19 protein-coding genes are annotated in these 19,661 nt (G+C 68.0%); 11 read left to right on the top strand and 8 right to left on the bottom strand.

What is annotated here, in order from left to right:
* The 8 genes from MRBLST15_RS17470 (at position 1) to MRBLST15_RS17435 (ending at position 8,372) form a co-directional block, all read left to right on the top strand.
* Positions 1-819 carry a nucleotidyltransferase domain-containing protein gene (locus tag MRBLST15_RS17470; protein ID WP_312704556.1) on the top strand — a complete coding sequence of 273 codons (819 nt, stop codon included), beginning with the start codon at positions 1-3 and terminating at the stop codon, positions 817-819.
* 145 nt (positions 820-964) lie between these two features.
* The gene (locus MRBLST15_RS17465) at positions 965-1,495 is read left to right on the top strand and encodes a gamma carbonic anhydrase family protein (protein WP_099819819.1); all 531 of its coding nucleotides are present in this window, start codon (positions 965-967) and stop codon (positions 1,493-1,495) included.
* Between the two features lie 124 nt (positions 1,496-1,619).
* Entirely contained in the window at positions 1,620-2,309 is a 690-nt protein-coding gene (locus MRBLST15_RS17460) for an RDD family protein (RefSeq protein ID WP_089237631.1), read from the top strand.
* Positions 2,306-3,298, top strand: a complete 993-nt coding sequence (locus tag MRBLST15_RS17455) for a stage II sporulation protein M (RefSeq protein WP_367787039.1) — start codon at positions 2,306-2,308, stop codon at positions 3,296-3,298. Before MRBLST15_RS17460 ends, MRBLST15_RS17455 begins: the two co-directional genes overlap by 4 nt.
* Positions 3,288-4,913: a DUF4129 domain-containing protein gene (locus tag MRBLST15_RS17450; protein ID WP_367787037.1), complete on the top strand. Its 1,626-nt coding sequence runs from the start codon at positions 3,288-3,290 to the stop codon at positions 4,911-4,913. The genes MRBLST15_RS17455 and MRBLST15_RS17450 overlap by 11 nt, the downstream gene beginning before the upstream one ends.
* On the top strand, positions 4,910-6,094 hold the full coding sequence (locus MRBLST15_RS17445; RefSeq protein WP_367787035.1) for a DUF4350 domain-containing protein: 1,185 nt from the start codon (positions 4,910-4,912) through the stop codon (positions 6,092-6,094). Before MRBLST15_RS17450 ends, MRBLST15_RS17445 begins: the two co-directional genes overlap by 4 nt.
* On the top strand, positions 6,091-7,077 hold the full coding sequence (locus tag MRBLST15_RS17440; RefSeq protein ID WP_089237639.1) for an AAA family ATPase: 987 nt from the start codon (positions 6,091-6,093) through the stop codon (positions 7,075-7,077). Before MRBLST15_RS17445 ends, MRBLST15_RS17440 begins: the two co-directional genes overlap by 4 nt.
* Positions 7,074-8,372, top strand: a complete 1,299-nt coding sequence (locus MRBLST15_RS17435; protein WP_251474235.1) for a DUF58 domain-containing protein — start codon at positions 7,074-7,076, stop codon at positions 8,370-8,372. The genes MRBLST15_RS17440 and MRBLST15_RS17435 overlap by 4 nt, the downstream gene beginning before the upstream one ends.
* A 157-nt stretch (positions 8,373-8,529) precedes the next feature.
* On the opposite strand, the gene MRBLST15_RS17430 is transcribed toward MRBLST15_RS17435, so the two are convergent.
* Genes MRBLST15_RS17430 through MRBLST15_RS17420 form a run of 3 tightly spaced genes read right to left on the bottom strand, consistent with a single transcriptional unit; the run spans position 8,530 to position 10,947 of the window.
* A complete protein-coding gene (locus tag MRBLST15_RS17430; protein ID WP_312704551.1) occupies positions 8,530-9,192 on the bottom strand; it encodes a hypothetical protein in 663 nt (220 codons plus the stop codon).
* A complete protein-coding gene (locus tag MRBLST15_RS17425; protein ID WP_165378387.1) occupies positions 9,192-10,370 on the bottom strand; it encodes a glutathionylspermidine synthase family protein in 1,179 nt (392 codons plus the stop codon). The genes MRBLST15_RS17430 and MRBLST15_RS17425 overlap by 1 nt, the downstream gene beginning before the upstream one ends.
* A 7-nt stretch (positions 10,371-10,377) precedes the next feature.
* Positions 10,378-10,947, bottom strand: coding sequence for a DUF1190 domain-containing protein (locus MRBLST15_RS17420; RefSeq protein ID WP_367787032.1), 570 nt, complete (start codon positions 10,945-10,947; stop codon positions 10,378-10,380).
* 342 nt (positions 10,948-11,289) lie between these two features.
* Between MRBLST15_RS17420 and ilvD the strand changes: the two genes are divergently transcribed.
* Positions 11,290-13,128 (top strand): dihydroxy-acid dehydratase, encoded by a 1,839-nt coding sequence (gene ilvD / locus MRBLST15_RS17415; RefSeq protein ID WP_367787030.1) that lies wholly within the window; start codon positions 11,290-11,292, stop codon positions 13,126-13,128.
* A gap of 88 nt (positions 13,129-13,216) precedes the next feature.
* A complete protein-coding gene (locus tag MRBLST15_RS17410) occupies positions 13,217-13,828 on the top strand; it encodes a hypothetical protein (protein ID WP_367787028.1) in 612 nt (203 codons plus the stop codon).
* A gap of 69 nt (positions 13,829-13,897) precedes the next feature.
* Here MRBLST15_RS17410 and dinG read toward each other — a convergent pair whose 3' ends face one another.
* The 3 genes from dinG to aroE all read right to left on the bottom strand — a co-directional run bounded on the left by dinG (position 13,898) and on the right by aroE (position 17,352).
* Positions 13,898-16,000: an ATP-dependent DNA helicase DinG gene (gene dinG / locus MRBLST15_RS17405; RefSeq protein ID WP_367787026.1), complete on the bottom strand. Its 2,103-nt coding sequence runs from the start codon at positions 15,998-16,000 to the stop codon at positions 13,898-13,900.
* 152 nt (positions 16,001-16,152) lie between these two features.
* Positions 16,153-16,503 carry a hypothetical protein gene (locus MRBLST15_RS17400; protein ID WP_100553948.1) on the bottom strand — a complete coding sequence of 117 codons (351 nt, stop codon included), beginning with the start codon at positions 16,501-16,503 and terminating at the stop codon, positions 16,153-16,155.
* Between the two features lie 3 nt (positions 16,504-16,506).
* Positions 16,507-17,352, bottom strand: coding sequence for a shikimate dehydrogenase (gene aroE, locus MRBLST15_RS17395; RefSeq protein ID WP_367787024.1), 846 nt, complete (start codon positions 17,350-17,352; stop codon positions 16,507-16,509).
* Positions 17,353-17,400: 48 nt separating this feature from the next.
* On the opposite strand from aroE, the gene MRBLST15_RS17390 reads away from it, so the two are divergent.
* Positions 17,401-18,264, top strand: coding sequence for a TolB family protein (locus MRBLST15_RS17390; RefSeq protein ID WP_265951191.1), 864 nt, complete (start codon positions 17,401-17,403; stop codon positions 18,262-18,264).
* Between the two features lie 96 nt (positions 18,265-18,360).
* Here the strand turns inward: MRBLST15_RS17390 and MRBLST15_RS17385 are convergent, their stop codons facing one another.
* Both MRBLST15_RS17385 and hemB read right to left on the bottom strand, forming a co-directional pair.
* Positions 18,361-18,630, bottom strand: a complete 270-nt coding sequence (locus tag MRBLST15_RS17385; RefSeq protein WP_100462057.1) for a hypothetical protein — start codon at positions 18,628-18,630, stop codon at positions 18,361-18,363.
* A gap of 33 nt (positions 18,631-18,663) precedes the next feature.
* Positions 18,664-19,653, bottom strand: a complete 990-nt coding sequence (gene hemB, locus MRBLST15_RS17380) for a porphobilinogen synthase (protein ID WP_025877543.1) — start codon at positions 19,651-19,653, stop codon at positions 18,664-18,666.
* Positions 19,654-19,661 lie beyond the last annotated feature (8 nt).

Below are 19,661 nucleotides of genomic sequence, written 5' to 3'. Positions count from 1 at the left end.
ATGGACGACATACATCCGATCGCGCCGGACAAGCGCGCCGCCATCCTGGACACCCTGGCCGACACCGAACGCAGGCATGACGTGCGCGTGCTGCTGGCCTGCGAATCGGGCAGCCGCGGCTGGGGGTTCTCGTCGCCGGACAGCGACTACGATGCACGCTTCATCTACGTGCACCGCCAGCCCTGGTATCTGAGTGTCAACGAGAGCACCGGGCCGGGCGAGGCGCAGCGCGATGTGATTGAGCTGCCAATCGACGACGAGCTGGACGTCAGCGGCTGGGACCTGCGCAAGGCGCTGCGGCTGGTATCCAAGTCCAACCCGACACTGATCGAATGGCTGCGCTCGCCCATCGTGTACCAGCAGAACGATGCTGCCGTGGCGCAGCTGTGGGAGGCTGCCAAGCGCTTCTATTCGCCGCTGGGCACGTGGTGGCACTACTTCAACATGGCGCGTTCAAACCATCGCGGTTACCTGCGCGGTGAGACAGTGCGCACCAAGAAGTATCTGTATGTGCTGCGACCGCTGCTGGCCTGCCAATGGATCGAAAATGAATCCACGCCACCCCCGATGGCCTTCGAAGATCTGCTGGAGCGGCTGCTTCCCAGCGGACCTGCGCGCGAGGCGATCGATGCACTGTTGACAGTCAAGCGTGCCAGCGCAGAAATCGCCGCCGGTCCCCGCATCGCCGCCATCAGCGATTACATCGACCAGGAAATGGCCACGCGCGCCGAAGGCCCGACGTTGCCTGCCGGGCATGGCGATGGCGCATGGCTGGATGGCCTGTTCCGGCAGATGCTGGCCGAGCACGCGCCGCGTTAGCAGGTAGTGCCGGCCGCTGGCCGGCAACCCGATACACCTTCGGCAGGACCGTTGCGGTTGCCGGCCAGCGGCCGGCACTACCACCGGGGCGGCATCCTGCACGCGGTATCATCATCACGATTGCCCTGTTCTGCCGGAGACACCAATGACCCCGCTGCGCCCTTTCCGCGACAAGATGCCGGTACTCGGCCAGCGTGTGTATGTCGATCCGGCCTGCACCATCATCGGTGATGTCGAGCTGGCCGATGACGTGTCGGTCTGGCCGGGCACGGTCATCCGCGGCGACGTCAATTTCGTCCGCATCGGTGCACGCACCAATGTGCAGGACGGCACCATCATCCACGTCAGCCACCACAGCCCGTACAACAAGGCGGGCTACCCGACCCTGATCGGCGAAGGCGTGACCGTCGGCCACGGCTGCATCATCCATGCGTGCAGCATCGGCGATTACAGCCTGATCGGCATGGGCGCGTGCATCCTCGACGGTGCCCGGGTCGAGCGCCATGGCTTCGTCGGTGCCGGTGCAGTGGTCGGCCCCGGCAAGGTGGTGGGCGAAGGCGAACTGTGGGTGGGCAACCCCGCCCGTCCGGCGCGCACGCTCAGCGACAAGGAGATCGAGTCGCTGCACTATTCGGCCGACCACTACGTGCGGCTGAAGGACGAGTACCTGGGCTGAGCCCGCATCGCCAATGGCCGGGCTCTGCTAAAGTCTGGGCCCGACCAGGAACCGTCGAGACCCCCATGCCCGTGGCTGCACGCCGGAGAGGACTCCAGCGCCCACTTCGGCGGCCATCGCGCTGATGGCCGCGCCGATGCTCGATACCTACCGCGAGGTGGTAACGCCGGAAGGCGTGCCGCTGCAGTTGCCTGCGGCCGGACCGATGCCGCGTGCCCTGGCTTGGCTGATCGACCTGGCGGTCCGCTTCGGCGCGCTGACCGCGCTGTCCATTCCACTGGCCCTGCTGGATGAGTTCGGCCGTGGCCTGTACATGGCGTTGATGTTCCTGCTGATGTGGGCCTACCCCATCGTCTGCGAAGCACTGTGGGGGCGCACCCTGGGCAAACGTGTTCTTGGCCTGCGGGTGCTGGCACAGGATGGCGCACCGGTGGGCTGGATGGCATCGATCACCCGCAACCTGCTGCGCACCGTGGACATGCTGCCCTTCGGCTACGCGCTGGGCCTGATCAGCAGCTTGTTCGATCCGCATGGCCGCCGCCTGGGCGATCTGGTTGCTGGCACGATGGTGGTGCATTCGCCACCGCATTACCTGCCGCCGCCTGCCACCATCGACAGCGTGCTGGCGCCGCCGCAACCGCTACGGCCGGAAGAACAGGCCGCAGTGATGGCCTTCGCCGAACGCGCGCCACGCCTGTCTCCCGCGCGCCAGCAGGAGCTGGCCGGCATCGCCGAGCCATTGACCAGTGCGTCCGGCCAGGTCGGCGTGCTGCGCCTGTATGCGATGGCCAACTGGCTGCTGGGTCGACGATGAAACAGGAACAGTTCGTCGCCCGCCATCAACAGGAATGGCATGACCTGGAGCAGTGGCTGCAGCATCGCGCAGGTGCCTCGCGTCGGCGTCGGCGCAAGCCGGGCGCAGAGGAGGCCGGCGATGTCAGCTTCCCGCAGCGTTACCGACGGCTGTGCCAGCAGCTGGCGCTGGCCCGTGAACGCGGCTACAGCCCACAGCTGGTGCAGCGCCTGCAGCAGCTGATGCAGCACGGCCATGGCGTGCTGTACCGCACGCCACCGACCCGCTGGCGGCGCGCACTGGAATTCCTGGTCGCTGATTTCCCGCTGCTGGTGCGCAGCCAGGCGCGCAGCATGTGGGCGGCGCTGGCGATGTTCGCGGCGCCGGCGCTGGCCTGCTTCGTGCTGGTGCAGGTGTACCCGGACAGCATCCACTTGCTGATGGACAACGGCCAGATCGCCGAGATGGAGCGCATGTACGATCCATCCGCCGAGCGCCTGGGCCGCGACAGCGGCACCGACTGGATGATGTTCGGCTACTACATCATGAACAACATCAGCATCGCTCTGCGCACCTTCGCCAGCGGCCTGCTGGCGGGGTTGGGCACGCTGCTGGTGCTGGTGTTCAACGGCATCACCATCGGCTCGGTGGCGGGCCATCTGCAGCACATCGGCCACGGTGGCCCGTTCTGGCGCTTCGTGGCCGGCCACGGTGCGTTCGAGCTGACCGCGATCGTGATCGCCGGCGGTGCCGGCCTGCAGCTGGGCATGAAACTGCTGGCGCCCGGGCGGCGGCGGCGCCTGGATGCGCTGGTCGAAGGGGGGCGCATCGGCGCGCGGCTGTGCCTGGGCGTGGCCTTCATGCTGCTGCTGGCAGCGTTCGTGGAAGCGTTCTGGTCGTCCATCGCCGAAATCCCGGCCGCCGTGAAGTTCAGCGTGGCCGGTGTGCTGTGGGCCGGCGTGCTGCTGTGGCTGTGGCGCGGTGGACGCGGAGGCAGCCATGCGGATTGACCACCTGGACGTGGTGCTGCGCGCGCGCAGCAGCTGGGAAGCGATGGAGCTGGGCAGTGCGCTGGCCCGTCGCCATGCACGCGGCGTGTGGGGCAGCTGGTTTCTGGCCAGCGCGCCGTTGTTCCTGCTGTTCAATGCGCTGGCCTGGTGGCTGGATGCCTTCGGCTGGGCCTGGCTGGCGATGTGGTGGTGCAAGCCCTTGTTCGAGCGCGCGCCGCTGTACGTACTCTCGCGCGGTATCTTCGGCGAACGGGTCGGTGCGCGCGCTGCGCTGCGCGCGCAGCGGCAGTGGGGTGGCAGCGGCTTCTGGGGCTACCTGGGCTGGCGCCGTTTCAGCGGCCTGCGCAGCCTGTGCCTGCCGGTCAATCTGCTGGAGGGCAATGCGCCCGCACAGCGCGGTGCTCGCCGGCGAGCGGTCGCTGCCGGCGCCGCGGGCCCTGCACTGGTGCTGGCGATGATCTGCCTGGCATTCGAGCTGGTGCTGGTGGTGGGCGCGATCGCAACCATCTTCATCTTCATCCCCCTGGAACTGCTGCCCGAATCCTGGCGCGCGGCGTGGGCGATGGTCAGCGTGGAAGCACCCGCATGGGCCAAGCTTGGCCTCAATCTGCTGTGCTGGCTGGCAGCGGCGCTGGTCGGCCCGTTCTACGTGGGCGCCGGCTTCGGCCTGTACTTGAACCGGCGCACGCAGATGGAAGCCTGGGACGTGGAAATCGCTCTGCGCCGCCTGCGCGAACGCTTGCTGCCAGTTGCCTCTTCATTGGTGCTGCTGCTGTGCCTGGCGCTGCCGTTGGCGCCCGCGCACGCGCAGGACGCCGACACACCGGACGCCGCGCAGACCGCTGCGGCCAACGCCGATGAAGACGAAGACGCAGAAGAAGCCGATGAAGTGGCCACTGCGGAAAACGATCCGGCCAATACACCGGCGCTGATCTTCGGCGACAAGGCGGTGGATACCGCTGGCTTCCGCCAGGCCGTGAACCGCGCTTACGAAGATCCGTTGCAGCGGCCGACGCGGCAGGTCAGCCGATGGAAGCCGATCGAAGAAGCGGCCGAGAAGAAGAAAGACAAGAAGGATCTGCAGACGGACGCCGGCAGCAACGCGGACCGCAAGACGCGCAGGAGTGGCCAGCTGTGGCTGGCCCGGATCGCCGAATGGGGCCTGTGGGGGCTGCTGGGTGTCCTGCTGCTGGTGCTGCTGTTGACCGCGCGGCTGTGGCTGCCGTGGTTGCGCGGTTCCGGCCGGCGCAAAGAAAAGCAGGCACCGCAGATCACCGAAGAACAGGTGGAAATGCCGGTGGTGCTGCCGCCGGATGTGGCGACCCAGGCCGGCCTGCTGTGGGACCAGGGACGACCGCGGCAGGCGCTGGCCCTGTTGTATCGCGCCAGCGTACGCACGCTGGTGGAGCGCACCGGCATCGCGTTGCCGCCTGGTGCGACCGAAGCGCAGTGCCTGCGTGCCTCGCGGCGTCTGACCGACAGCACCGACCGTGAACTGTTCGCGCGCATCGTGCGCATGTGGCAGTACGCCGCCTACGGTGGCCGCCTGCCTGCCCGCAGCGATTTCGATGCGTTGGCCAGCACGCTGCGCCAGCAGTACGGGTGGCAGGCATGAATCCGCGCCTGTTCTGGTCATTGCTGCTGGGCGCGCTGGTCCTGTTCGGGGTACCGCTGACGATCCTGTTCCTGCGCACGCACGAAAAGGTGACCGAGACCGTCGTGCTGCCGCCACAGGGCGAAGCCAGCTACAACCCGCTGTATGTGCTGGGCCAGGCCCTGCGCGCCGACGGCATCGAGGTGCAGTCCCGGCAGCGGTTGGACCTGGCACAGATGCCACTGGCCGCCACCGATACGCTGGTGCTGCTGCAGGACACCACCGACATGCCGCCGCGCACTGCGCAGGCCCTGCTGGACTGGGTGGATACCGGCGGCCATCTGCTGCTGCGCACGCAGCCGCCGGCCGAGGACGACGCCAGCAGCACACAGGGTCCCTTGCTGGACAGGATCGGCGTGGACAGCCTGTTCCATGCCAGCGACTGCCAGCCCTTCCATGTGGTCGATGACCCCAGCCATGTCGAGTTCTGCGGCGGCCGGCGCTTCAGCCTGGGCTTCCAGGCCAACGCCACGGCCGAGCGCCGCTGGGGCGGCAACGAAGGACTGGTGTTCGCGCGCCTGCCGCACGGCAAGGGCCGCATCGACGTGCTGGCGGACATGGACGTCATGCGTGGTGAAGGACCGAACGCATCAACGCGCCGCCGCACATTCGATGCCGTCGCCCGCGATGGCCTGCATGACCTCTCGCACCGCGACCTGACACGCTACCTGCTCGATCCCAACTATGGGCGCGGCACGGTCTGGCTGGTGTACGGCAGCCGCCCTCCCTCCCTGGGCGCGCGCATCTTCTACCAGGGCTGGCCGCTGTGGGTGCCGCTGCTGCTGGCGATCCTCGGCTGGCTGTGGTCGCGTGCGCAACGCTTCGGCAGTGCCCTGCCAGCGCCAGTGATCGAGCGCCGTTCGCTGCTGGAACACGTCCGCGCCAGTGGCGAACTGCTGCTGCGCTTCGGTCATGGCGCGCGCCTTTACCAGGCCGTGCAGGCGCTGTTCCTGCATCGCCTGCGCCTGCGTGCCCCCGTGGCGGCCGCACTCGACGGTGCCGCGCGTGACCAGGCCATCGCCGCGGTGCTGCAATGGCCGGTCAGTCGTGTCACCAGCGCACTCACGCCACCTTCGCCGCATGATTCCTCCGCCCTGCGCGAGCGCATCCGCTTGCTGCTCCAGATGAGATCCCTGCTATGACCGATGCCCCTGAACTTCCGGCGGCCGCCACCGCCCGCCTGATCGAACGCGTCGACGCCATCCGCCAGGCCGTCGGCCACGCCTTCATCGGCCAGGCCGATGTGCTCGACCAGATCCTGGTCGCCCTGCTGGCCGGTGGCCACGTCCTGATCGAAGGCGTGCCCGGGCTCGGCAAGACCCTGCTGGTGCGCGCGCTGGCGCAGGCACTGGAGCTGGACTATGGCCGCGTGCAGTTTACCCCCGACCTGATGCCCAGCGACGTCAGCGGCCATGCGGTGTACGACCCGAAGAGCGAGAGCTTCAAGATCCGTCGCGGCCCGGTGTTCACCAATCTGCTGCTGGCCGATGAAATCAACCGCGCCCCGGCCAAGACCCAGTCCGCGCTGCTGGAAGTGATGCAGGAAGGCCAGGTCACCATCGAAGGCAAGGCCTTCACCCTGGCGCCGCCGTTCATGGCGCTGGCCACGCAGAACCCGCTGGAACAGGAAGGCACCTATCCGCTGCCGGAAGCGCAGCTGGACCGCTTCCTGCTGAAGGTGCTGATCGACTATCCGCAGCTGGAGGACGAGAAGCGCATGGTCGCGGCGATCACCAGCGGCCGTGCCGCCAGCGATTTCGACCTCAGCCAGGTGCCGCGCGTACTCGGTGCCGGTGAGCTGCTGGCATTGCAGCAGGCCACTGCGGCGATCACCGTCGATGACGAAGTGATCGACTACGCGGTGCGCATCGTGGCCGCCACCCGCCAGTGGCCAGGCATCGCCGTCGGTGCCGGCCCGCGCGGCAGCATCGCCCTGGTACGTGCCTCGCGCGCGCAGGCGGTGCTGGCCGGGCGTGATTTCGTCACCCCCGATGATGTGCGCGACATCGCCCGCCCTGCCCTGCGCCACCGCATCGCACTGGCACCGGAGCTGCAGATCGAAGGCCAGGATGCCGACGACGTGCTGGGTGCGCTGCTGGCCAAGGTCGAAGCGCCGCGCCGATGAGGCCTGCGCCGCTGCTGCTGGCGTTGCTGTTGGCCTGGGCCGTGCTGGGAGGCGTGGTGCTGGGCGGCCTGCTGCCGCGCTGGAGCTGGGCGCTGGCCGGCGCATTGATTGCGGTGCTGGCACTGGTTGATCTGTGGCGACAACGGCGACGGCCCTCGCCCAGCGTCGAGCGCGACGTGCCCGAGGCGCTGGCACTGGGCGTGCGTCGCGAAGTCGGCCTGCGCCTGCACAGCGAACAGGCCATGCTCGTGCACGTGTTCGATCTGGTGCCGGGCGGTTGGCCACTGGAATCGCTGCCACAACGCGTGCCGTTGCGGGCCGGCCATGTCAGCTCCCTGCATTACCACGTGCAGCCGCAGCAGCGCGGCCGCTTTGCCTTCGAGGGCGTGCAACTGCGCATCCGCTCGCCGTGGCGATTGTGGTGGCAGCAACGCACGCTGCCACCGGCGCTGGAGGTACGGGTCTATCCCAACTTCGTGCCGCTCACCCGCTTCGCACTGTTCAGCGCCGATCAGGCCTCACGCCTGGTGGGCGCCCATGTGAAGCGGCGCCGTGGCGAGGGTACCGACTTCCATCAGATGCGCGAGTACCGCATCGGCGACAGCCTGCGCCAGCTCGACTGGAAGGCCACCGCACGCGCGCGCAAGCTGATCTCGCGCGAGTACCAGGACGAGAAGAACCAGCAGCTGCTGCTGATGCTCGACAGCGGCCGCCGCATGCTGGCCAGCGAAGGCGGGCTCTCGCATTTCGACCATGCCTTGAACGCCTCGCTGGTGGTGGCTTACCTGGCGCTGCGCCAGGGCGATGCCGCCGGCCTGTTCGCCGTGGGCGGCGAGCGCCGCTGGGTGGCGCCGCAGCGCGGCATGGGCACGGTGCAGCACCTGTTGCGCGCCAGCTACGACCTGCAGCCGCAGGCCGTGGCCACCGATTACCTGGCCGCCGCCACCGAAGTATCACTGCGCCAGCGTCGGCGCGCGCTGGTCATGCTGGTCAGCAACGTGCGCGATGAAGACATCGAAGACCTGCTTGCTGCCGTGCGCCTGCTGCAGCGCCGTCACCTGGTGTGCGTGGCCAGCCTGCGCGAGCGCGAGCTGGATGCCGCGCTGGAGGGCGAGGTACATACGGTGGAAGATGCCGCGCAGGCCGGCGCCGCCGCGCTGTACCTGCAGCAGCGCGCGCAGGCGCACGACGCGCTGCGCGCCGAACGCGTGATGGTGCTGGATGTGACCGCCGATGCACTGCCCGCCGCGCTGGTGGAACGCTACCTGGCGGTGAAACGCGAAGGGTTGCTGTAACCGGTAATGCCGGCCGCTGGCGGGCGGATCACCGTGGGTACCGGGCATGGCCCGGCGCTACCGGCCCGTTGCTCTGGTAGGTGCCAACCTTGGTTGGCACACAATCAACGGCGCCGACCAAGGTCGGCATCTACCAACTAGGGCTACCGACGCGCAATCAGCGTTCGCCCAGCAAGCGCTTCTGCAGCCGCTCCACCGAGCGCTGCAGCAGTACCCTGTTGCGCGCGAGCTTCATCCATTGCGGCAGGCGCGAGAACATCGACGCATTGGTCACTCCGGCGCGTTCACGCAGCGGCGCGACCGCGTAGTCGTGCAAGGCCTGCAGATGGTCTTCGTTGTAGGCCCAGAGCAGTCCGGCGGCGGTCTTCTCAACCAGACGCAACGGCAGGCCGAAGTGCGGGTCGATCGCCTCATTGCCTCGCAGCCGCGACAGCGTCACATCGACCTCGCTGCTGCGCCCACACTGGCTGCAGTCCGCGACCAGCGTCCGCACTGCAGACGCAGCGCGCGCTTGGCGCACCTCGGCACTGACCCATTTATGCCCGCAGTAACCGCAGGGGCGGTAGCCGCTGTAGCGCACCGGCCCCACCCAGTCTCCCGCACCACAACGACTGCAGCCACACCCGCCGTCCAAGGCTTCGCTGCAGCCCAGGCAGCGGAAGCGTCGCGATTGCGATGTGCCGACCACCCAACCTGGGGTGTCACAGCGGTGGCAGCGCACCGCGATGCGGTCGGCATAGCGCCACAGGCCATGGCCGTCATCCAAGTGACGTCCAGGCAGCGGCGCAGGCCGCAGATCGCGGTTGCGCCGCACCACCATCAGACGTAGATCCGCGTCGGCGCTTCGTCGATGATCGCGTGCGGCACGAAGCGCGCGCTGTCGCGGGTGATCGCGCTGTCGTCTTCGCGGATGCCGATGCCGCAGGCGTGGTCGCCGATCACCCAGCTGCCGATCAGCGGGTAACCGCCTTCGAAGCGGGTGAGCGGATGCGCACGCTGGAGGATGGCCGGACCGTCGTACGGGCCATCACTGCGCTGCGTGCTACCGTCGGCCAGGTGCATCTCGATGTTGGCGCCTTCGCGCGAGAACAGCGGCTTGCGCACCCAGCCCGATGCCAGCGCGCTGCCGTCATCGAAATGTGCTTCCAGCAGGTTCGGGTGACCGACGTTGCGCTGCCACAGCAACGGCAGAATGCCCTTGTTGCTCAACACCGCCTTCCATGCAGGTTCCAGCAGCTGCACGCCCGACCCCGGCAACGCGCGCCCGAATTCCTCGGCCATCAGGTCTTCCAGCGGGTACAGCTTGAACAGCGTGCCGATCACCGTATCGTCCAGCGCGGTGAAGCGCCCATCTTCGGACAGGCCGATATCCTCGATGGCGATGGCCTGCCCGTGCAGTCCCGTCTGCGAGGCGCAGTCGCGCAGGTAATCGACCGTACCGCGGTCTTCGTCCGAGCTGCCCACCGCACTGAAGTACAGCGGCGGCGGCAGCTGCGTGGCCAGTTCGCCGAAGCGTTCGACCAGGGCTTCATGGATCGCATTGAACTGGTCGGCATGCTGCGGCAGGCGGCCGGCATTGCGCTGGTCCTCCAGCCACTGCCACTGGAAGAAACTGGCTTCGAACAGCGAGGTCGGCGTGTCGTAGTTCAGCTCGTACAGCTTGGCCGGACCGGTGCCGTCGTAGGCCAGGTCCAGGCGCCCGTACAGGTGCGGCTGGCGCTGGCGCCAGCTGTCGGCGATCCAGTCGCGGTAATGCGCGGGGATCGCCAGCTGGTCCATCAGCCGCTCGCTGCCGATGACATCGCCGACCAGGTCCATCGCCATCGCATGCAGCTCGGCGCTGGGGTCTTCGATGTCCTGTTCGATCTGGCGCAGGGTGAAGGCGTAATACGCGCTTTCATCCCAGTACGGCTGGCCGTCGATGGTGTGGAAGCGGAAACCGGCTTCCTCCGCGCGCGCCCGCCACTGGGCGCGCTCGGCAATACGGATACGTTGCATGGATTGATCAGCCGCCGACGCTGCTGCCGCTGCGGCGCGCACTGGTGCTGCCGAAGCCGCTGCGGCTGGCGGTGACCGCGCGGTTGGGTTCGCTGCTGACCGGGGCCAGCCCGGCCTTGCCCGCGCCGATGCCGCTGGCGGTGTTCAGGCCGCCGCTGCCACCCGGCGCAGGACGCGCCCAGCCGGCGCTCTTGTCCTGGTAGGCCGGCGCCGAAGCCGGCGCCTGCGGGGCCAGGCCACCGCGGTTGCTCAGCATCTGCGACATGAAGAAGCCCATCATCATCGGGCCGATGAACGACGTACCGGCCGAGGTGTGCTGCTGCACGCACTGCTCAGGCTTGTAGTCCTGTTCGCAGGCTTCCTTGGTCGAGTACTTCGGCGCCGCATCGGCGGACTTCTTCTGCGCCTCGGCAAATGCATTGCGGCAGGCTGAAGGATCAGCGGTGGCCGTGGTGCAGGCCTCCACCGAGGTATACAGGCCTTCCTGCACCTGCACCTGCTCTTCCTTCTGGCAGGCAGTGAACAGCAGCGGCGCAGCGCTCATCAGCAGCAGCGCAGTGGTGCGGGAACGTTTCATGGCCTCATGCCTTCAAGTCGGAACAATGCCCATCATGCCAAATCCCGGCCAACAACCGGAATCGGCAAAGTGGGAAAGATGAACGGAATTTCATTTTCGTTGTTCTGTCCCTCGCTCCATCCACGCATGGCGTGGATCTACCGAGTGCCTGGTCTGTGCAGCCCATCGTCCGGGCAGGAGCCCCCTTGTTGTTCAAGGGGGCGCGCCAACGGCGCGGGGATAAGGTGGAATGCGCGAACCACCCAGCCGCTGCAAGCGGCGCAGGTGGTTGCAGCAGCAACCGAAAAACTCCGCCATCATCAACCGACTCCCACGTCGTACGGCCCGCCCGTTCCGCCAGCCATGCCTGAATACCGCTCCCGCACCTCCACCGCCGGCCGCAACATGGCCGGCGCCCGCGCCCTGTGGCGTGCCACCGGCATGAAGGATGGCGACTTCCACAAGCCGATCATCGCCATCGCCAACTCCTTCACCCAGTTCGTGCCCGGTCACGTGCACCTGAAGGACCTTGGCCAGCTGGTCGCGCGCGAGATCGAACAGGTCGGCGGCGTCGCCAAGGAATTCAACACGATCGCCGTGGACGACGGCATCGCCATGGGCCACGACGGCATGCTGTACTCGCTGCCCAGCCGCGAGATCATTGCCGACTCGGTGGAGTACATGGTCAATGCGCACTGCGCCGATGCGCTGGTGTGCATCAGCAACTGCGACAAGATCACCCCGGGCATGCTGATGGCCGCGCTGCGCCTGGACATTCCGGTGGTGTTCGTGTCCGGCGGACCGATGGAAGCCGGCAAGACCAAGCTGTCCGAGCACAAGCTGGATCTGGTTGATGCCATGGTCGTCGCCGCCGATGACAGCGCCTCGGATGAGAAGGTTGCCGAGTACGAGCGCAGCGCCTGCCCCACCTGTGGCTCGTGCTCGGGCATGTTCACCGCCAATTCGATGAACTGCCTGACCGAAGCGCTGGGCCTGTCGCTGCCCGGCAACGGCACCACCCTGGCCACGCATGCCGACCGCGAAGCGCTGTTCCGACGCGCCGGCCGCCTGATCGTCGAGCTCTGCCACCGCTGGTATGGCGGCGAGGATCCGCGCGCACTGCCGCGTGGCATCGCCACCCAGGCCGCGTTCGCCAACGCAATGACCCTGGACATCGCCATGGGCGGCTCCACCAACACCATCCTGCACCTGCTGGCCGCTGCGCAGGAAGCGGAGGTCGACTTCGACCTGTCCCACATCGACGCACTGTCGCGGCGCGTGCCACAGCTGTGCAAGGTGGCGCCGAACTCGCCCAAGTACCACGTCGAAGATGTGCATCGCGCCGGTGGTGTGTTCGGCATCCTCGGTGAGCTGGACCGCGCCGGGCTGCTGGATACCTCCGTACCCACCGTACACAGCAACACGCTCGGCGAAGCACTCGATCGCTGGGACGTGATGCGCAGCGACAACGACACCCTGCACACCTTCTTCAAGGCCGGCCCCGCCGGTATTCCCACCCAGGAAGCCTTCAGCCAGGCCACGCGCTGGCCGTCGCTGGATGTTGACCGCGCTGAGGGCTGCATCCGCTCGCTGCAACACGCTTACTCACTGGAAGGTGGCCTCGCCGTGCTGCGCGGCAACCTCGCCGTCGACGGCTGCGTGGTGAAGACCGCCGGCGTGGACGAATCGATCCACGTGTTCGAAGGCAATGCACGCGTCTTCGAAAGCCAGGACGCGGCGGTCGCCGGCATCCTCGCCGATGAAGTGAAGCCCGGCGACGTGGTGGTGATCCGCTACGAAGGCCCGAAGGGTGGCCCGGGCATGCAGGAAATGCTGTATCCAACCAGTTACCTGAAGTCGAAGGGGCTGGGCAAGCAGTGCGCCCTGCTCACCGACGGCCGCTTCTCGGGCGGCACCTCTGGCCTGTCGATCGGCCATGTCTCGCCGGAAGCGGCCAGCGGCGGTGTGATCGGCCTGGTGGAGGATGGTGACCGCATCCGCATCGACATCCCGGCGCGGCGCATCGACCTGCTGCTGGACGACGCCACGCTGGCACAACGCCGCGCCGACGCCGATGCACGTGGCTGGAGACCGCGCGCGCCGCGCCCACGCAAGGTCACCAGCGCGCTGAAGGCCTACGCCCTGCTGGCCACCAGCGCCGACAAGGGCGCCGTGCGCAATACCGCCCTGCTCGGCGATTGAAGACGGGTAGTGCCGGCCGCTGGCCGGCAGTGCCCCTTCAGCACGCGGCACTATCCACCTCCGGGGTGCATCATGTGCAGCCCCGCACATGGACGTCACGATGCGCTTCCACCGCAGTCTGATAGCACTGGCACTGGCCACTGCGACCACGTCGGCGTCCGCCGACGAATGCCGCTTCGACAATCGTGCCGAACTGCTGGCGATGTCGCCTGGAGCATTCGACCACGGCCCCGGCGAAGGTTGGGACGCGCTGGTCCGGCGTGCCGGTTGCCAGTTGGAACTGGCTGACCTGTTCGCCGCATACCGGCGCCAGGCCAAGGCAAGCGGCCACCCAGAGCTGGCCTGGCACGAGGCGCAACTCCGCGCCTACGAGGGGCAACGTGATCCGGCCAGCGCGCTGATGCGGTTGACGTACAGGCCTGCCGGCGCCGATCCGGAGGGGTGGAACCTCTACGTGGATGCGACCATCGCCTTTCTGGATGACGACCTGCCGGCACTACGACGTGCTCGCGCGCGCTTGGCCGCCCTGCCGCTGCCACCCGGTACCACGCTCAAGGAAGGGATGGTCGAGATGCGTAACGCACAGGGCCTGCAGCACGTCGCATGGCCACCGCGGCTGAAGACGGTGGACGACCTGATCCGCTGCATGTACCAGCCCTACGCACTGGCGTCCGAGTCATGTCCGCAATCGCAGGACTGAAAGGCGGAACGACCCTGCTCGCGCGGCGGGGTCAGAGCCCTTCCGGCGGAGGGGATCTGACCCCGCTGCTCAGCCGATGGTGCGCTTGAACGGCGGCAGCGCGTCGATGATGCGCTTGCCGTAGCGGCGGGTCAGCAGGCGCGAGTCGAGGATGATCACCCGCCCGGTGTCGGTGGAGGTGCGGATCAGGCGGCCGGCGAACTGGGTCAGCGTGCGCAACGCATGCGGAATCGCAATCAGGTTGAACGCATTGAGGCCACGCGCTTCCACCCACTCGCTGAGCGTGGCGGTCTGCGGATCGGTCGGCACCGCGAACGGTACCTGGGTGATCACCACCGTGGTGCAGGCCTCACCGGGAAGATCCAGGCCTTCGCCGAACGAGTTCAGCCCGAACAGCACCGAACCCTCGCCGGCCGCCACCCGGCGCAGATGTTCGTCGATCATGCGCGTCTTCGACATCTCGCCCTGCACCAGTACCTGCTTGCGCTTGGCGGCCGGCATCAGGCCCGCCACCTTCTCCATCTTCCAGCGCGAGGTGAACAGCACCATCGAGCCCTTCGTCCAGTCCAGTTCCTTGCCGATGTAGCGCGCCACTTCACGCGGATGGCCTTCGCGGTCATCGGGCGTGACCGGGAACGGCGGCACGATCAGCTCGGCCTGGTTGGGCAGGTCGAACGGGGAGGACAGCGAGACCATCTCGGCGGTTTCAGGGATACCGTTGTCGATCGCCAGCGCCTGGAAATCGCCGCCGCCGGTCAGCGTCGCCGAGGTCAGCACCACCGAATCCACTTCATCCCACAGCAGCTTGCGCAGCACGTGCGCGGCCGACACCGGCGAGCCATGCAGCACCAGGTCGCCGTCGCGGGTGGCGGTCACCCAGCGCGCCATCGGCGGCGCGCCTTCCTTGTCCTCGCGGCGCCAGACCTGCCACAGGTTGTACTGCTGCTCGATCATCTCCAGGGCCATGCCCAGGTTGCGCTGCAGGCGCTCGCGTGCCGGATCGTCCGGCTTGCCCTTGGCGACCTGCGCGGTGGCAGCGTGTGCCCAGTTGTAGAGGCTGCGGGTATCGTCGGCCAGCGCCTCGATCGGTTCGCGCCAAGCCTCGGGCAGGCGCCCGTTGGTGGCGCGCCACATCGGTTCCTCATCGGCCGGCGCCGGCATCCACACCGCCTCGACATGATCGCGGAATGCACGCAGGCCCTTGGCCACGTTGCTGGCCGCGTCGATGGCTTCGTTCGGCAACAGGTTGCCAAGGCGATCCTTGTCGACCGCGCGGTAGGCGCCGGCGATCAGGATCTGCAGGCGGCCGGTGCGCTTGGCCATTTCATCCAACGCCAGGCTGGCCGCGCCCTGATCGATGGCCACATTGCCAACGTGGTGGCCTTCGTCGAGCACCAGCAGCATGTCCGACGGCGCGGCGATCATCGGCTGGCCGTTGTCGCTGTCACCAATGGACAGCGCCGACAGCAGCAGCGCGTGGTTGGTGACCACGATCTGCGCATCACGCACGGTGTTGCGCGAACGCAGCACCGCGCACTGCGCCGAGTACGCACAGCGCCGCCCCGCACAGCCCGAGGCCGGCGTGGTGATGCGCCCGCGCAGGCCGGGGCTGATGGTTTCCGGTGCGTTGTCGATGTCGCCGTCCCAGCTACCGCTGGTGAAGGCCACGGTGAGGCGCTTGGCGATGTCCATCTCGATCGGCGCCAGCGGGCGGTCGAACAACGGCTGCTCGTCCTCGAACATGCCGTTCTGCGCGCCCTCGCCGTGCGCCTCGGCGGCGTTGCGCGTGCACAGGTAGCGGGTGCGGCCCTTGGCCAGTGCAACGGTCGCTTCCAGGCCGGTGGCCTTGAGGAAGTTCGGGATATCGCGCTCGACCAGCTGCGACTGCAGCGCCACGGTGCCGGTGCTGATCACCAGCTTCTTCTTGCTGGCCAGGGCAATCGGCACGCCCGCGGTCAGATAGCCCAGGCTCTTGCCAACGCCGGTCGGCGCCTCGACCACGCCCACGCCACCGCTGGTGGACAGCGCACGCGACACCACGCCGATCATCTGGCTCTGCGAGCGGCGGGTGGAGAAGCCGGGGGTATTGGCCTGCAGCGTCGTGTACGCCTTGCGGATCGCGTCCTTCAGGGTGTCATCGAGCTTGCGAGGGGCGGCGACGGTTTCGGTCACGCCAGAACTACCGTAGCGGGGTCAGGCCGGCCATTGTCGCATGGCCGGCCACGGGCTCCGAGGCGCGGGCGCTGAACAGGGTCAGCCGCGTCGCGCGATGGCTGGATGCGCGCCTCGCGACGCCACCGGCGCGGCCACTGCCGCCATCGCGGTCAGGGCGTCGCAGTGCGCTGCCGCAGCAGCCGTACCAATGCCCAGACCAGCAGGACCGTGCCGACGGCATCGAGCATCGCCAGGCCGAAGTGGACCACGCCCAGCACGGTGCTCAACTGCGAGATCGCACTGAAGTCACCCCGGCTGACCATCCACATCGGCACCAGGTTGGCCAGCAGGCTGCCCATGCTGGACCCCAGCAACAGCAGCAGTCCGGTCAGCGCGCCAGTGCGTGCCGGATCGCGCGGCGCGCCCATTACCCAGACCAGGCCGACGCACAGGGCGATGAGCACCGGCAGGCGCACGCCGACCATGGTCAGCAGGGAGACCATCAGAGCCTGGCTGTCCATCGATCAGTCCTGCCCGGCGAAGGCGCCGGCACCGGCGCGCAGCTGCTGGTAGACCTCGTCGGTCTGCGGACGTACGGCATGCCACTGCAGGAAGCTCTCGGCCGCCTGTTCGACCAGCATGCCCAGGCCATCAACCGTGTTGCGGCACTGCGCAGCGCGCGCCCAGGCCAGGAACGCGATGGCGGCCTCGCCGTAGTTCAGGTCGACGGCGGTGGTCATCGAATTGACCAGCGACAGCGGCAGCTTGAACTCGGCGTCGCGATCGCGGCCGGCCGAGGTGGCGTTGAGGATCAGCTCGAAATCTCCGAGGTCGCGCAGATCGTCCCAGTAGCGGCTGAGCGCTCGGCCCGGCTCGCCCATGGCATCGATCAGTTCGTCGGCGCGTTCCGGCGTGCGGTTGACCACCACCAGTTCGGTGATGCCGGCATCCAGCAGCGCCGGCGCAACGCTGCGCGCCGAACCACCGGCGCCCAGCAGCAGCACGCGGCGGCCGCGCAGGTCCAGGCCGTGACGATCGGTGAGGTCGCGCACCAGGCCGATGCCATCGGTGGTGTCACCGTGCCAGCGGTCGCCCTTGCGCAGCAGGGTGTTGACCGAGCCGGCGCGGCGCGCGCGCGCGGTCAGCGTGGTGCACACCGAGAACGCCGCTTCCTTGTGCGGTGAGGTGACGTTGGCACCGACACCGCCCTCGGCGGCGAACGCCTCCAGCCCGGCCAGGAAGGCGTCCGGGGCAAGATCGATGCTGCAGTAGTCGAGGGAGATGCCTTCCTGGCGACCGAACGCAGCATGGATCTGCGGCGACTTCGAGTGGGCGACGGGGTGTCCGAAGACGGCGTAACGATCGGTCATGGAATCCTCAAGCTGGCTAGACTGGTGCTCTTTCGTGCATGGACCTGGATGATGCGTATCGCCCCGACCCTGCTGGTGCTCGCCGCCAGTCTACTCTCTGCCCCGGTGGCGATGGCGTTGAACGAGTACGGCATCGAGGGCATGGGCGTGGTCTCCACCCGCGCCGATGAGGGCCGGGCCACGATCAGCGCCGATGGCCAGCGCATCGTCTTCGCCCGCCGTGGCGATGCCGGCTGGGGGCTGTGGCAGGCGCGCGTGGTCGACGGCCGCTGGCAGCAGGCGCAGGCCTTGCCGCTGGCGGTGACCGGTGAGGTGCGCGACCCGTATTTCAGCCGCGACGGCCGCTGGCTGCTGTTCGCCGCAGGCCGCGAGGGCCGGCTGGCGCTGTACCGGGCGGCGATTGCCGCCGATGGCGGCTTGGGCACCCCACAACCGTTGGCCGGCGATGGCGGTCGCCATGAGGAGCGCGGCCCGGCCTTGAGCGCGGACGGGCGGCGGCTGCTGTTTGCCCGTCAGCAGGGCCGTGGTGCCGGCTGGGACCTGTTCGTGGCCACGCTGGACGCGCACGGCGCGCGAGGGCCGGCGACGGCGTTGCAGGCGTTGAACAGCGCTGCCGATGAAACCGACGGCGACTGGCTGGGCAGCGCAGGCGCGGTGGCCTTCAGCCGTGGCAGCGGTGACACCGCGCAGGTCTGGACCAGTGGCTGTGCGTGGACAGGCGCTGCGTTGCAGCCGTTGGGGTTGTCGTTCAATCAGGCCAGCGGCTGGACCGGCGCGCCAGTGGTCGACAACGCCAAGCCGGGCGAAATGATGGTGGCCAGCAGTGCCGCGAAGTCGCCACGCGCCGGTGGCGTGGATGTGTACCGGCTGGCAGTGCCGAAGGTGGTGGCAGTGGCGGAGTGCGTGCGGTAGATCCACACCATGCGTTGATGTCGTCTTCTGACAGGTGCCGACCTTGGTCGGCACACCGGAGCGCCAACCAAGGTTGGCGACTACCAGAACATCAACTCAGCGCGACAGCACCTTCGCGCGCTGCTGTTCGTATTCCACTTCGCTGAGCTGGCCATTGTCCTTGCGCCGGTTCAACGCGGCCAGTTCGGCCTGCACGCTCTCCGGCAGGGCCTGCTCGCGGGCAACCTGGGCGGCAGCGGAAAGCTGCTCGGGCGGGCGCCTGGCGGCGCGCCAGGCAGCAACGAACACGCCGACGATGATGGCCCCGAACACCAGCGTACCGGTGCCCCAGATCAACCATTGCATCCAACCCATTTCAGGTCCCATCGCGTGTTCCTCCGTCCGTCGTGGGCGCTATTGTCAGCGCTCGCGCAGCCAACGCGCCACCTGCGGCGCGAAGTAGGTCAGCACGCCATCGGCGCCGGCACGCTTGAAGCCCAGCAGCGATTCCAGCACGCAGGCGCGCTCGTCCAGCCAGCCGTTGGCGAACGCCGCCTTCATCATCGCGTACTCGCCGCTGACCTGGTAGGCGAAGGTCGGCACACCGAAGGTCTCCTTCACCCGCCGCACCAGGTCCAGGTACGGCATGCCCGGCTTGACCATCACCATGTCCGCGCCCTCTTCCAGATCCAGCGCGATCTCGCGCATCGCCTCGTCACCGTTGGCCGGGTCCATCTGGTAGGTCTTCTTGTCGGCCTTGCCGAGGCTGGCGGCGCTGCCCACCGCGTCACGGAACGGGCCGTAGAACGCCGACGCGTACTTGGCCGAGTAGGCCATGATGCGCACGTTGAGGTGGTGGTCGGCGTCCAGCGCACGACGGATCGCACCGATACGGCCATCCATCATGTCAGACGGCGAAATGATATCCGCGCCCGCCTCGGCGTGCGACAGCGACTGCTTGACCAGCGCTTCGACGGTGATGTCGTTGAGCACGTAGCCCTTGTCATCGATGATGCCGTCCTGGCCGTGCGTGGTGTACGGATCCAGGGCAACGTCGGTCATCACCCCCAGTTCCGGGAAACGCGACTTCAGCGCGCGGATCGCACGCTGCGCCAGGCCGTCTTCGGCCCACGCCGCGGAGGCGTCCAGCGACTTCTGCGAGGCGTCCAGCACCGGGAACAGGTCGATCACCGGGATGCCGAGTTCCAGCGCTTCCTCGGCCACCTTCAGCAGTTCTTCGATCGACAGGCGCTCCACGCCGGGCATCGACGGCACCGCAACGCGGCCAGCCGGTTCGTGCACGAACACCGGATAGATCAGGTCGTCAGTGGTCAGCGTGTTCTCGCGCATCAGGCGGCGCGAGAATTCGTCATGGCGCATGCGCCGCGGGCGGTAATGGGGATGAGGCATGGCAGGCT

Origin of the sequence: Stenotrophomonas sp. LST15-1-1.1 (assembly GCF_040815575.1) — a bacterium.
In the GTDB taxonomy this organism is placed as follows: domain Bacteria; phylum Pseudomonadota; class Gammaproteobacteria; order Xanthomonadales; family Xanthomonadaceae; genus Stenotrophomonas; species Stenotrophomonas lactitubi_B.
This window is presented reverse-complemented; position numbering and strand designations above follow the sequence as displayed.

Excerpts from the sequence above, each read along its gene's own strand:
- MRBLST15_RS17470 (WP_312704556.1), top strand. The coding sequence starts at position 1 with ATGGACGACATACATCCGATCGCGCCGGACAAGCGCGCCGCCATCCTG.
- MRBLST15_RS17465 (WP_099819819.1), top strand. The coding sequence starts at position 965 with ATGACCCCGCTGCGCCCTTTCCGCGACAAGATGCCGGTACTCGGCCAG.
- MRBLST15_RS17460 (WP_089237631.1), top strand. The coding sequence starts at position 1,620 with ATGGCCGCGCCGATGCTCGATACCTACCGCGAGGTGGTAACGCCGGAA.
- MRBLST15_RS17455 (WP_367787039.1), top strand. The coding sequence starts at position 2,306 with ATGAAACAGGAACAGTTCGTCGCCCGCCATCAACAGGAATGGCATGAC.
- MRBLST15_RS17450 (WP_367787037.1), top strand. The coding sequence starts at position 3,288 with ATGCGGATTGACCACCTGGACGTGGTGCTGCGCGCGCGCAGCAGCTGG.
- MRBLST15_RS17445 (WP_367787035.1), top strand. The coding sequence starts at position 4,910 with ATGAATCCGCGCCTGTTCTGGTCATTGCTGCTGGGCGCGCTGGTCCTG.
- MRBLST15_RS17440 (WP_089237639.1), top strand. The coding sequence starts at position 6,091 with ATGACCGATGCCCCTGAACTTCCGGCGGCCGCCACCGCCCGCCTGATC.
- MRBLST15_RS17435 (WP_251474235.1), top strand. The coding sequence starts at position 7,074 with ATGAGGCCTGCGCCGCTGCTGCTGGCGTTGCTGTTGGCCTGGGCCGTG.
- MRBLST15_RS17430 (WP_312704551.1), bottom strand. The coding sequence starts at position 9,192 with ATGGTGGTGCGGCGCAACCGCGATCTGCGGCCTGCGCCGCTGCCTGGA.
- MRBLST15_RS17425 (WP_165378387.1), bottom strand. The coding sequence starts at position 10,370 with ATGCAACGTATCCGTATTGCCGAGCGCGCCCAGTGGCGGGCGCGCGCG.
- MRBLST15_RS17420 (WP_367787032.1), bottom strand. The coding sequence starts at position 10,947 with ATGAAACGTTCCCGCACCACTGCGCTGCTGCTGATGAGCGCTGCGCCG.
- ilvD (WP_367787030.1), top strand. The coding sequence starts at position 11,290 with ATGCCTGAATACCGCTCCCGCACCTCCACCGCCGGCCGCAACATGGCC.
- MRBLST15_RS17410 (WP_367787028.1), top strand. The coding sequence starts at position 13,217 with ATGGACGTCACGATGCGCTTCCACCGCAGTCTGATAGCACTGGCACTG.
- MRBLST15_RS17400 (WP_100553948.1), bottom strand. The coding sequence starts at position 16,503 with ATGGACAGCCAGGCTCTGATGGTCTCCCTGCTGACCATGGTCGGCGTG.
- aroE (WP_367787024.1), bottom strand. The coding sequence starts at position 17,352 with ATGACCGATCGTTACGCCGTCTTCGGACACCCCGTCGCCCACTCGAAG.
- MRBLST15_RS17390 (WP_265951191.1), top strand. The coding sequence starts at position 17,401 with ATGATGCGTATCGCCCCGACCCTGCTGGTGCTCGCCGCCAGTCTACTC.
- MRBLST15_RS17385 (WP_100462057.1), bottom strand. The coding sequence starts at position 18,630 with ATGGGACCTGAAATGGGTTGGATGCAATGGTTGATCTGGGGCACCGGT.
- hemB (WP_025877543.1), bottom strand. The coding sequence starts at position 19,653 with ATGCCTCATCCCCATTACCGCCCGCGGCGCATGCGCCATGACGAATTC.